Here is a 10,826-nt window from a genome sequence, read left to right on the forward strand (position 1 = left end):
CCCATCATGACCGACCGCCGCGACTCCGCCCCGGCCCCCGACTACGGCCACACGCTCAATCTGCCGGACACCCCTTTCCCCATGCGCGGCAACCTGCCGCAGCGCGAGCCGGACTGGGTGCGCCAATGGGAGACCCAGGGCATTTACCGCCGCCTGCGCGAGGCGCGGCGCGGCGCGCCCAAGTTCATCCTGCACGACGGCCCGCCTTATGCCAACGGCAAGATTCATATCGGCCACGCGGTCAACAAGATCCTCAAGGACATGATCGTCAAGGCCCGCCAGCTCGCGGGCTTCGACGCGCAGTACATCCCCGGCTGGGACTGCCACGGCCTGCCGATCGAAAACGCGATCGAAAAGCTGCACGGCCGCGGCCTGAGCCGCGACGAGATGCAGGCCAAGGCGCGCGCCTTTGCCACCGAGCAGATCGACCAGCAGCGCGCCGATTTCAAACGCCTGGGCGTGCTCGGTGACTGGGAGCGGCCCTACCGCACCATGGACTTTCGCAACGAGGCCGAGGAGATCCGCGCCTTCAAGCGCGTGATGGAGCGGGGCTTCGTGTACCGCGGGCTCAAGCCCGTGTACTGGTGCTTCGACTGTGGCTCGTCGCTGGCGGAGTTCGAAATCGAATACGCCGACAAGCAGAGCCAGACGCTGGACGTGGGCTTTCTGTGCGCGGAGCCGGACAAGCTGCTGCAGGCTTTCTTCCGCGACAGCGGGCTGCCGCACGCCAGCCCCGCCGGTCTGCAGGGGCGGCCCATCTTCGCCGTCATCTGGACCACCACCGCGTGGACCATCCCGGCCAACCAGGCGCTCAACCTCAACCCCGAGCTGCTCTACGCCCTGGTGGACACGCCACGCGGCCTGCTGGTGCTGGCCGAGGCGCTGGTCGAGTCCTGCCTGCAGCGCTACGGCCTGGAGGGGGCGGTGCTGGCCACCGTGCCCGGCCGCGCGCTGGAAAAGCTGAACTTCCACCACCCGCTGGCCCATGTGCACCCGGGCTACGACCGGCTCGCCCCCGTCTATCTGGCCGACTATGCCACCGCCGACGACGGCACGGGCATCGTCCACTCCGCGCCCGCCTACGGTGTGGAGGACTTCAACTCCTGCGTGGCGAACGGGCTGGCGCTGGCCGACATTCTGAACCCCGTGCAGGGCAACGGCGTGTACGCGCCGGAGCTGCCCCTCTTTGGCGGACAGTCCATCTGGAAGGCGGCCCCGGCGATCATCGACACGCTGCGCGATGCGGGTCGCCTGTTCGCCACCCAGGCCATCACGCACAGCTATCCGCACTGCTGGCGCCACAAGACGCCGGTGATCTACCGCGCCGCGGCCCAGTGGTTCGTGCGCATGGACGCGCCCACGGCGGCCACGCGCGGCATCTTCGCGACCGACCCCGCGCCGCGCACCCTGCGCGAGATGGCGCTGGAAGCCATCGAGCATACCCAGTTCTACCCGGAAAACGGCCGCGCACGGCTGCGCGACATGATCGCCAACCGGCCCGACTGGTGCATCAGCCGCCAGCGCAGCTGGGGCGTGCCCCTGCCCTTTCTGCTGGAGGTGGACAGCGGCGAGCCGCACCCGCGCACGCCCGAAATCATCGACCTGGCCGCCGAAGTGGTGGAGCAAGGCGGCATCGAGGCGTGGAGCAAGCTCACCCCCGCCGATATCCTGCAGCGCATCGGCGACGGCGGCGACCCGTCCCGCTGGAGCAAGAGCAACGACATCCTGGAGGTCTGGTTCGACTCCGGCACCACGCACACGACGGTGCTCAAGGGCAGCCACGCCGGTGCCGGCCACGACAGCGGCCCGGAAGCCGACCTGTACCTGGAAGGCCACGACCAGCACCGCGGCTGGTTCCACTCCTCGCTGCTGACGGCCTGCGCCATGTACGGCCGCGCGCCGTACCGCGGCCTGCTGACCCACGGCTTCACGGTGGACGGCCAAGGCCGCAAGATGAGCAAATCGCTGGGCAACGTCGTCGCCCCGCAGGAAATCAGCGGCAAGCTCGGTGCCGAGATCATCCGCCTGTGGGTGGCCGCCACCGACTACTCCGGCGACCTGGGCATCGACGACAAGATCCTGGCGCGCGTGGTGGACGCCTACAGGCGCATGCGCAACACCCTGCGCTTTCTGCTCGCCAACATCAGCGACTTCGACCCGCAGGCCGATACGGTGCCCACGGAGCAGATGCTGGAGATCGACCGCTGGGCGCTGGCGCGCACCGCGCAATTGCAAGCCGAAATTCTGGCGCACTACCACGTCTACGAGTTCCACCCCGTGGTGGCCAAGGTGCAGGTGTTTTGCTCCGAGGATCTGGGCGCGTTCTATCTGGACGTGCTCAAGGACCGGCTCTACACCACCGCCCCCAAGAGCCTCGCGCGGCGCAGCGCCCAGACTGCGCTGCACCAGATCACGCACGCCATGTTGCGCTGGATCGCGCCCTTCCTGTCGTTCACCGCGGAAGAGGCGTGGGCGCTGATCGGCACCCCGGTCAACGGCTCGCCCTCCATCTTCACGGAGACCTACCTGCCGCTGCCCACACCCGACGAGGCGCTGCTCGCCAAGTGGGCACGCATTCTGGCGGTACGCGATGCGGTCAACAAGGCCATCGAGGACGAACGCAGCGCCGGGCGCATCGGCCCCTCGCTGCAGGCCGAGGTGGCGCTGACCCTGCCGCCCGAGGACCATGCGCTGCTGGCCACGCTGGGCGAGGATGCGAAGTTCGTCTTCCTGGTGTCGGCGCTGACCCTACAGGCCGGGGCCGCCCTGGCGGTGCAGGTGACGCCGTCGCCGCACGCCAAGTGCGCGCGCTGCTGGCACTGGCGCGCCGACGTCGGCCACGACGCGGCCCACCCCCACCTGTGCGGGCGTTGCACCAGCAACCTCCACGGCGCCGGCGAAGCCCGGCACGCGGCCTGACACGCGCCCCGTTCCATGGCCAAGGCCTCGTCCAAAGGCATGCTGACCTGGCTGGGGTTGGCGTTCCTGATCCTGCTGCTGGACCAGATCAGCAAAGGGCTGATCCTGGTCTTTTACCGGCTGGGCGACGCCACGCCGGTGACGTCGTTCTTCAACCTCGTGCGGGTGCACAACACGGGGGCGGCCTTTTCGTTCCTGGCCAACGCCGGGGGCTGGCAGCGCTGGTTTTTCATGGCCATCGGGGTCGGGGCGGCCATCTTCATCGTCTGGATGCTGCGCGCCCACGCCGGCCAGCGGCTGTTCGCCTTTTCCCTGTCCTGTCTGCTCGGCGGTGCGCTCGGCAACGTCATCGACCGCATGGTCCACGGCTATGTGGTGGACATGCTGGACTTCCACTTCCGCTGGCTGACCCCGCTGTTCCCCGGCGGGCACTTTCCGTCCTTCAACCTGGCCGACACCGCGATCACCATTGGCGCCATCGGCCTGATCCTGGACGAGATCCTGCGCGTGCGGCGCAGCCGCTGACCGAAGGAGCGCCCATGGCATCCCCCCTGCGCCGCTGGATCACCGTTGCCGCGCTGTCGCTGGCCGCCGCGGCGGGCCTGCCGCGGCCCGCGCTGGCCCAGCCGTCCCCTGCCGCCCCGCCGACCGTGGCCGCCGCCGCCGACCTCAAGTTCGCGATGGAGGAGGTCGCCCAGCTGTTCGAGCAGCGCACCGGGCACAAGCTGCGGCTGGTGTTCGGCTCGTCGGGGAACTTTTATGCGCAGATCCTGCAGGGCGCGCCGTTTCACCTCTTCATGTCGGCCGATGAGGACTTCGTCTTCAAGCTCGCCGACGCTGGCAGGACGCTGGACCGCGGTCGGCTCTACGCCTACGGGCGCATCGGCATCTTCGTGCCCAAGGGCTCGCGCCTGAAGGCCGACGGCGAGCTAAAGGATCTGGCCGCGGCGCTCAAGGACGGGCGGCTGCGTAAATTCGCCATCGCCAACCCCGACCATGCGCCCTACGGCAAGCGCGCCAAGGAGGCGCTGCAGAACGCCGGTTTGTGGGAAGCCATCCAGCCCCGGCTGGTGTACGGCGAGAACATCGCGCAGACCGCGCAGTTCGCCACCTCCGGCTCCACCGAGGGCGGCATCATCGCGCTGTCGCTGGCCAAGGCGCCGCAGGTCGCGGCGCTGGGCGACTTCGCGCTGATCCCGGAATCGTGGCACAAACCGCTGGCGCAGCGCATGGTGCTGATGAAGGATGCGCCCGAGGCGGCGCGCCAGTTCTACGCCTTCCTGAGCACGCCAGAGGCGCAGGCCATCATGGTGCGCTACGGCTTCGTGATGCCGGATCGGTGACGCCGCGATGGACTGGCAGGCGCTGATCCTGTCGCTGGAGCTGGCGGCGGCCACGCTGCTGGTGCTGCTGCCGCTGGGCCTGTGGATGGGGCGCTGGCTGGCGCGCGCCAGCTTCGTCGGCAAGTCGCTGGTGGAGGCGGCGGTGGTGCTGCCGCTGGTGCTGCCGCCGACGGTGCTGGGCTATTACCTGCTGGTGTCGCTGGGGGCCGCGTCGCCGCTGGGCGCCTGGATGCTGGAGCACTTCGACATCCGGCTGACCTTCAATTTTATGGGGCTGCTGATCGCCTCGGTGGTGTTCAACGTGCCGTTCATGGTGCAGCCGATCCAGCGCGCCTTCGAGGCCATCCCGGCCGACCTGACGGAGGCCGCCGCGGTACACGGGCTGTCGCGCTGGCAGACGCTGTGGCGGGTGGAGCTGCCGCTGGCCTGGCCGGGCATCCTGTCGGCCGCGGTGCTGACCTTCGTGCACACGCTGGGGGAGTTCGGCGTCGTGCTGATGGTCGGCGGCAACATTCCGGGCGAGACCAAGACGATCGCCATCAGCATCTACGACCGCGTGCAGGCGTTCGATCTGGAGGCGGCTGACCGCATGGCGCTGCTGCTGTTGGTGCTGTCGCTGGTGGCGGTGGCGGCGTCGTTCTTCGCCGCGGCGCGCACGATCCGGCGTTGAAGGGATGGCGATGGGCGGTGCCTTGCACGTCGAGATCGACCAGCACGAGCCGATGCCGCTGCACGGCACGGTGCAGTGCCAGCCCGGGGAGCTGCTGGCGCTGGTGGGGCCCTCGGGCGCGGGCAAGACCTCGCTGCTGCGCTGTCTGGCCGGGCTGATGCGCCCGCAGAGCGGCGTCATCCGCGTCGGCGACGAGGTCTGGGTGGACACGCAGGCCGGGGTGTTCGTGCCGCCGCAGCGGCGCCACGTCGGGTTGGTGTTCCAGAACTACGCGCTGATGCCGCATCTGACCGCCCTGGACAACGTGGCGATGGCGCTGCTGCACCGGCCGCGCGGCCAGCGCCGCGCCGAGGCGGCGCGCTGGCTGGAACACGTGCGGCTGACGCCGGAGCAGATGCAGCGGCGGCCCGCCAACCTCTCGGGCGGGCAGCAGCAGCGCGTGGCGGTGGCGCGGGCGCTCGCGCGCCAGCCGCGTCTGCTGCTGCTGGACGAGCCGTTCTCGGCGGTCGACCAGATGAACCGCCAGGGCCTCTACGACCTGCTGGCGGACTTGCGCAAGGATCTGGCGATCCCGATCATCCTCGTCACGCACGACCTGATCGAGGCGCGCCACCTGGCCGACCGTCTGGTGGTGATGGACCAGGGCCAAGTGCTGCAGAGCGGCACGCCGGCGCACATCTACCGCAGCCCGCGCAACGCGCGCGTGGCCGACCTGGTCGGCGTGCAGAACCGCTTCCAGGGCGTGTGGCTGGGGCCGCGCGACGAGGCCGACCGCGCCGCCGGCGCCGGCTGGCTGCAGTGGCACCTGGCCGACGGCACGCCCTCCGCGATGCAGCTGCGCGTGCGCGACAAGGGCAAGATTCCGGCCGGGCAGCGCGTCACCTGGGTGGTGCAGGGCGACGGCCTGCACCTGGACGGCGAGCGCGCCGCCGGCTCCTACACCCCCGGCACCTGCGAGCAGGCACTGGCCACCACCGTGCGCACCGTGCGCAACCTGGGCGAGACGACCATGGCCAGCGCCAGCGTCGATGGCCTGCCCGGGGTGGAGCTTCGGCTGGTGCGCTCCGGCCCGCTGCGGCAGGTGCTGCAGCCGGGCCAGCCGCTGCGCGTCTGGCTGGACTGCGACTGGGTGCACGTGATGCCGACGCGCGGCGCGCGCTGAACGTCCGTACCCACGCGTCCCGCGCGCGCCATGGCGCCCCGCTATGATGGGCGCGCAGCGGTCGGGGGTGGCATGGACGCATGGTGGCAACGTTGGTTTGCGTGGCGGGATGAGGCCGGGCCGCTGGCCGCGGTCGTCTACGACCCGTGGTTGGTCGCGCTGTCGCTGCTGATCGCCTGTGCCGGCGGCGTGGCGGCGATGCAGCTGGTCAGCCTGGCGCGCCGCGCGGACCGCTTTGGCCCCGCGGTGGCGCACGGCGCCTACGCGCTGGCGTCGCTGGCGCTGGGCGTCAGCGTCTGGGCGATGCACTTCATCGGCATGCTGGCCGCGGACCTGTGCCGGCCGGTGCGCTACGACCCCTGGATCACCGCGCTGTCGATGCTGCCGAGCGTGGCCGCCTCGGCCATCGGCCTGCGGCTGTACGCGCGGCCCGGCGCGCAGGGACGGCCCGGCGTGCGCGCCGCGGTGCAGGTGTTGTCGGCGGTCAAGCGCGTCGGCTTCGGCTGAATCCCGGTGTATAAACAGGGCAACGTGAAACGCGCAATCGCTTTCCTCTTGCCCGCCGTGTGGACTGTGCCAGCCATGACGCAGCCGGTGGCTTGCCATGTGGCCTATGCCGGGGCCACGCGCGTCTTCGTCATCGAACCCACGGCACACGACGGCCCTGCCCGGCCCCTGCTGGAAGGGGCCACTGTGGTGGTGGAGGTGGCCAACCGCCTGCCCCCCGCCCCGGGGGCGGGCGTGACGGTGCGCACGCTGGCGCTTCGGGACGGCCGCCCGTATCTGCTGCACCAGGCCAGCTACCTGCCCGGCTCACCCGCCAACGGCCCGCACGGGTTTACCGGGCTGCAAGTGGTGCGCGAACCGTCCCGCGGCAACGAGTTGGCCTACTGGTGCGAGGCCGCGCCCTCCCGGCCGTAATGCGACCGTCAGGGCAGCAGCACGGTCGAGCCCGTGGTCTGCCGCGCCTCCAGCGCCCGGTGCGCGTCCTGCACCTGCGCCAGCGCAAACCGCTGCTCGACGTGGATCTGGACCTGCCCCGACGTCACGACGCCAAACAAATCATCGGCCATGGCCTGCGTGCGCTCGCGGCTGGTGATGTGCGAGAACAACGTCTGCCGCGTCACATACAGCGAGCCCTTGGGCCCCAGGATGCCGGGCGCAAACGGCGGCACCGGGCCGCTGGCATTGCCAAACGACACCATCAGCCCAAACGGCGCCAGACAGTCCAGCGAACCGTCCCAGGTGTCCTTGCCCACCGAGTCGTACACGACCTTCACACCTTTACCGCCCGTGATCGCCTTGACGCGCTCGACGAAGTTCTGCGTGCGGTAGTTGATGCAGTGCTCGGCCCCGTTGGCGATGGCCAGCGCGCACTTGTCGTCGGTGCCGGCGGTGCCGATCAGGCGCAAGCCCAGCGCGCGCGCCCATTGGCAGGCGATCAGGCCTACCCCCCCTGCGGCTGCATGAAACAGCACATAGTCCCCGGGCTGCAGCCCCTCCACCGGCCGGCTGTGCTTGAGCAGGTACTGCGCCGTCAGCCCCTTGAGCATCATGGCCGCGCCTTCCTCGAACGAAATGGCGTCCGGCAGGCGGCACACATTCATGGCCGACATGACGCGCACATCGCAATAGCTGCCAGGCGGCTGGGACGCATACGCGACGCGGTCGCCCTCGGCCAGATGCGTCACGCCCTGGCCCACCGCCTCCACCACGCCCGCGCCCTCCATGCCCAGACGCGCGGGCAGCGGCATCGGGTACAGGCCCGTGCGGTGGTAGACGTCGATGAAGTTCAAGCCGATGGCGTGGTGGCGGATGCGCACCTCGCCCGGCCCCGGATCGCCCACCTCCACCTCGACGAGGCGCAACACCTCGGGGCCGCCGGGGGCGTCGATCTGCACGGCACGGCTGTTCATATGGGGGGTCTCCTGCGGGTCAGTGGCCAAACAAACCCCCAATGATGCCACGACTGGGGCAGGGCCCATCGGCGACGTGATCGGCAGCCCCACGACGCCTCGGGTACAGTCGCCCCATGCCCCGCGACACGACTGCGCCCCTGACCCCCTCCACCATCGCGCTGCTCACCATTCCGCCCCTGCTGTGGGCGGGCAACGCCGTGGTCGGCCGCATGGCGGCGGCCTGGATTCCGCCCATCACCTTCAACCTGTTGCGCTGGCTGATCGCCTTCGCCCTGCTCGTGCCGCTGGCGCACTGGGTGCTGCGCCCGGGCAGCCCGATGTGGCGGCAGTGGCGACGCTTTGCCGTGCTGGGGCTGTTCGCGGTGGCGGGCTACAACATGCTGCAGTACCTGGCGCTGCACACATCCACGCCGCTCAACGTCACGCTGGTCGCGTCGAGCATGCCGGTGTGGATGATGCTGGTGGGCCGGCTGTTTTTTGCGGCGCCGGTGCAGCGCCAGCAACTGGCCGGGGCCGCGCTGTCCCTGAGCGGGGTGCTGGTGGTGTTGTCGCAGGGCCAGTGGGCCAACCTGCTGAAACTGCACTTCGTGCCGGGCGACGCCTGGATGCTGGCCGCCGCCTTCACCTGGGCCTGCTACAGCTGGCTGCTCACCCGGCGCGACGAATCGCCCGAGATCCGGCACGACTGGGCGGCGTTTTTGCTGGCGCAAACCACGTTCGGCCTGATCAGCGCCGCCGCGCTGGCGGGCGGCGAATGGATCTGGCTCACCACCGCCGCGCCCGCGGACATGCCCACTCACATCCACTGGAGCTGGGCTCTGGCGGCCGTGCTGCTCTTCGTCGCCGTGGGGCCGTCGGTCATCGCCTACCGGTGCTGGGGGGCGGGCGTGCAACGCGCCGGCCCGACGGTGGCTGGCTTCTTCACCAACCTCACGCCGCTGTTCGCGGCCGTGATGTCGTCCCTGCTGCTGGGCGAAACCCCGCAGGCGTACCACGCCCTGGCCTTCGGGCTGATCGTCGCCGGCATCGCGGTGTCGTCGCGGCGGGGGTGAATGGGCCGGCAGCCCGGGCGTCACTCCCGCGCAGCTGCGGCACCTTGCCCGTGCTGCATCACCACATACCCGGCCTCGATGCGGCGGTGAAACGCCTCGGGCAGCCGCGACCACAGATGCACATCCACCAGCATCGGCAGGGGGCTGGCTTGCAGTGCTTCCTGCAGTTCGCCCCAGCCCTCGACATCGCGCGTGGGGTGGTCGGGATCGCGCAGCACCAAGTCGAGGTCGCTGCCGTCGTGCGCGCCGCCGGTGACGCGGCTGCCGTAGGCCCAGACCTCAGCCCGGGGCACGTGCTGCCGCAACAGTGCCTGCAGGGTGTGCAGGTGGCGCGCGGGCAGTTGCAGCCGCGTGGGGTCAAGCGCTGGCATCGAACACCGCCTGCAGGGTCTGCGCCAGTTGCCGCACGTCCCGCAGGTACTGTGGCAACAAAGCGAGCGTCTCGTTGGCAAAGCCCGCGCCATAGTCGTGTGCGGTGTTGTTGCGGTTGGCACGGTAGGCCAGCCAGCGCTCGACCCCCGCAGCGTCCAAAACGCCGTGCTTGCCGGCGTGGCGCAGCACATCGTTGAACACCAGACGGTCCACCTCTCGCGGACTGCCGGTGTAGGCCTTGAGCGCCTTGCGCAGCAGCTTGCCGGCGGTTTCCAGCGAAAGCTCGAAGCTCTTGATCGCCGCATTGCGGTAGAGGTCAAAGAGCACATCGTCTCGGCTGGGATGCCGCTCGATGGCCAACAGCGCTTGCTCCAGCGTGTCGGCGGTGCGCAGCAGATGGTCAACGTTCAAGGTCATGGCGTGGCTCGCTGCCAGATACCGTGGTGCGCCCGGTTGCGCCAACTCGTCGCAAGACCAACCGCCCACAGCACTGGTTTTTTCAAAACGTCCCCGGATACGCCCCGCCGTCGGCCAGGATGTTCTGGCCTGTGATGTAGCCGGCCTGCGCGCTGCACAGGAAGGCGCAGATCGCGCCAAACTCCTGCGGCGTGCCAAAACGCCCGGCGGGGATGGCTTTGCGTTGCTGGTGCTCGATGACCTCCAGCGGCTGCCCGGCCTTGTCCGCCGCGGCCTGCAGCGTGGCGCGCAGCCGGTCGGTGGCGAACTTGCCCGGCAACAGGTTGTTGATGGTCACCCCCTTGCCCGCCAGACCGCTGCGCGCCAGCCCGGCCACGAAGCCGGTGAGGCCGGTGCGCGCGCCGTTGCTCAAGCCCAGGATATCGATTGGCGCCTTGACCGCGCTGGAGGTGATGTTGACGATCCGCCCAAACCCCCGCGCGGCCATGCCGTCCACGGTCGCCTTGATGAGTTCGATGGGCGTGAGCATGTTGGCGTCCAGCGCGCGCAGCCAGGTGTCGCGGTCCCACTGGCGAAAGTCGCCAGTCGGCGGCCCGCCGGCGTTGGTCACCAGAATGTCCACGTCGCGCCCGGGCCCACCCGCGACGGCAAACAACGCCTCGCGGCCGGCGGGCGTGGTCACATCGGCCGCCACCGTCAGCACGCGGTTGGCCGCACCAGGCGGCAGTTCGGCGCGCAACCCGGTCGCCGCCGCCTCCACCGCGTCGGCGCCGCGCGCGGCCATCACCACATTCACCCCCTCCAGCGCCAGCGCCCGCGCGCAGCCCCAGCCCAGCCCCTTGCTGGCGCCACACACCAGCGCCCACTTGCCTGCAATGCCCAGATCCATGTCTGCCCTCTGTCATCCGTTTGGTTATGTGTCGCATCCCGGATGATCACATAATACCCAGCCGCCGTGGATACCTGCTGGCA

General features: G+C 70.0%; 12 protein-coding genes. 8 read left to right on the top strand and 4 right to left on the bottom strand.

Annotated elements, in window-relative coordinates; translation table 11 throughout:
* Positions 1-6: 6 nt before the first annotated feature.
* The 7 genes from ileS (at position 7) to V7026_RS09760 (ending at position 7,015) form a co-directional block, all read left to right on the top strand.
* A complete protein-coding gene (ileS, locus tag V7026_RS09730) occupies positions 7-2,919 on the top strand; it encodes an isoleucine--tRNA ligase (protein ID WP_334155198.1) in 2,913 nt (970 codons plus the stop codon).
* Between the two features lie 15 nt (positions 2,920-2,934).
* Positions 2,935-3,444: a signal peptidase II gene (lspA, locus tag V7026_RS09735; RefSeq protein ID WP_068608555.1), complete on the top strand. Its 510-nt coding sequence runs from the start codon at positions 2,935-2,937 to the stop codon at positions 3,442-3,444.
* Positions 3,445-3,458: 14 nt separating this feature from the next.
* Entirely contained in the window at positions 3,459-4,262 is an 804-nt protein-coding gene (modA, locus tag V7026_RS09740; RefSeq protein WP_334155188.1) for a molybdate ABC transporter substrate-binding protein, read from the top strand.
* Between the two features lie 7 nt (positions 4,263-4,269).
* Positions 4,270-4,932, top strand: coding sequence for a molybdate ABC transporter permease subunit (gene modB / locus V7026_RS09745; RefSeq protein WP_334155189.1), 663 nt, complete (start codon positions 4,270-4,272; stop codon positions 4,930-4,932).
* A gap of 10 nt (positions 4,933-4,942) precedes the next feature.
* A complete protein-coding gene (locus tag V7026_RS09750) occupies positions 4,943-6,094 on the top strand; it encodes an ABC transporter ATP-binding protein (RefSeq protein ID WP_334155190.1) in 1,152 nt (383 codons plus the stop codon).
* A 30-nt stretch (positions 6,095-6,124) separates the two neighbouring features.
* A complete protein-coding gene (locus V7026_RS09755) occupies positions 6,125-6,601 on the top strand; it encodes an MHYT domain-containing protein (RefSeq protein WP_334155191.1) in 477 nt (158 codons plus the stop codon).
* Between the two features lie 75 nt (positions 6,602-6,676).
* Positions 6,677-7,015 carry a hypothetical protein gene (locus tag V7026_RS09760; protein WP_334155192.1) on the top strand — a complete coding sequence of 113 codons (339 nt, stop codon included), beginning with the start codon at positions 6,677-6,679 and terminating at the stop codon, positions 7,013-7,015.
* 8 nt (positions 7,016-7,023) lie between these two features.
* On the opposite strand, the gene V7026_RS09765 is transcribed toward V7026_RS09760, so the two are convergent.
* Positions 7,024-8,010: a quinone oxidoreductase family protein gene (locus tag V7026_RS09765; protein WP_334155193.1), complete on the bottom strand. Its 987-nt coding sequence runs from the start codon at positions 8,008-8,010 to the stop codon at positions 7,024-7,026.
* 116 nt (positions 8,011-8,126) lie between these two features.
* On the opposite strand from V7026_RS09765, the gene V7026_RS09770 reads away from it, so the two are divergent.
* Entirely contained in the window at positions 8,127-9,065 is a 939-nt protein-coding gene (locus tag V7026_RS09770; RefSeq protein WP_334155194.1) for a DMT family transporter, read from the top strand.
* 20 nt (positions 9,066-9,085) lie between these two features.
* Here V7026_RS09770 and V7026_RS09775 read toward each other — a convergent pair whose 3' ends face one another.
* The 3 genes from V7026_RS09775 to V7026_RS09785 form a co-directional block, all read right to left on the bottom strand.
* Positions 9,086-9,436 carry a nucleotidyltransferase family protein gene (locus tag V7026_RS09775; RefSeq protein ID WP_334155195.1) on the bottom strand — a complete coding sequence of 117 codons (351 nt, stop codon included), beginning with the start codon at positions 9,434-9,436 and terminating at the stop codon, positions 9,086-9,088.
* Positions 9,423-9,854, bottom strand: a complete 432-nt coding sequence (locus V7026_RS09780) for a nucleotidyltransferase substrate binding protein (protein ID WP_334155196.1) — start codon at positions 9,852-9,854, stop codon at positions 9,423-9,425. Before V7026_RS09780 ends, V7026_RS09775 begins: the two co-directional genes overlap by 14 nt.
* A gap of 82 nt (positions 9,855-9,936) precedes the next feature.
* Complete coding sequence (locus V7026_RS09785) at positions 9,937-10,743, bottom strand: SDR family oxidoreductase (protein WP_334155197.1); 807 nt, start codon at positions 10,741-10,743, stop codon at positions 9,937-9,939.
* Positions 10,744-10,826: the final 83 nt, after the last annotated feature.

Source organism: Tepidimonas sp. (genome assembly GCF_036825565.1).
Lineage (GTDB): Bacteria > Pseudomonadota > Gammaproteobacteria > Burkholderiales > Burkholderiaceae_C > Tepidimonas.

Coding starts and splice junctions, on each gene's coding strand:
- lspA (WP_068608555.1), top strand. CDS start 2,935: ATGGCCAAGGCCTCGTCCAAAGGCATGCTGACCTGGCTGGGGTTGGCG.
- V7026_RS09755 (WP_334155191.1), top strand. CDS start 6,125: ATGGCGCCCCGCTATGATGGGCGCGCAGCGGTCGGGGGTGGCATGGAC.
- V7026_RS09750 (WP_334155190.1), top strand. CDS start 4,943: ATGGGCGGTGCCTTGCACGTCGAGATCGACCAGCACGAGCCGATGCCG.
- V7026_RS09785 (WP_334155197.1), bottom strand. CDS start 10,743: ATGGATCTGGGCATTGCAGGCAAGTGGGCGCTGGTGTGTGGCGCCAGC.
- V7026_RS09760 (WP_334155192.1), top strand. CDS start 6,677: ATGACGCAGCCGGTGGCTTGCCATGTGGCCTATGCCGGGGCCACGCGC.
- modA (WP_334155188.1), top strand. CDS start 3,459: ATGGCATCCCCCCTGCGCCGCTGGATCACCGTTGCCGCGCTGTCGCTG.
- V7026_RS09770 (WP_334155194.1), top strand. CDS start 8,127: ATGCCCCGCGACACGACTGCGCCCCTGACCCCCTCCACCATCGCGCTG.
- V7026_RS09775 (WP_334155195.1), bottom strand. CDS start 9,436: ATGCCAGCGCTTGACCCCACGCGGCTGCAACTGCCCGCGCGCCACCTG.
- ileS (WP_334155198.1), top strand. CDS start 7: ATGACCGACCGCCGCGACTCCGCCCCGGCCCCCGACTACGGCCACACG.
- V7026_RS09765 (WP_334155193.1), bottom strand. CDS start 8,010: ATGAACAGCCGTGCCGTGCAGATCGACGCCCCCGGCGGCCCCGAGGTG.
- modB (WP_334155189.1), top strand. CDS start 4,270: ATGGACTGGCAGGCGCTGATCCTGTCGCTGGAGCTGGCGGCGGCCACG.
- V7026_RS09780 (WP_334155196.1), bottom strand. CDS start 9,854: ATGACCTTGAACGTTGACCATCTGCTGCGCACCGCCGACACGCTGGAG.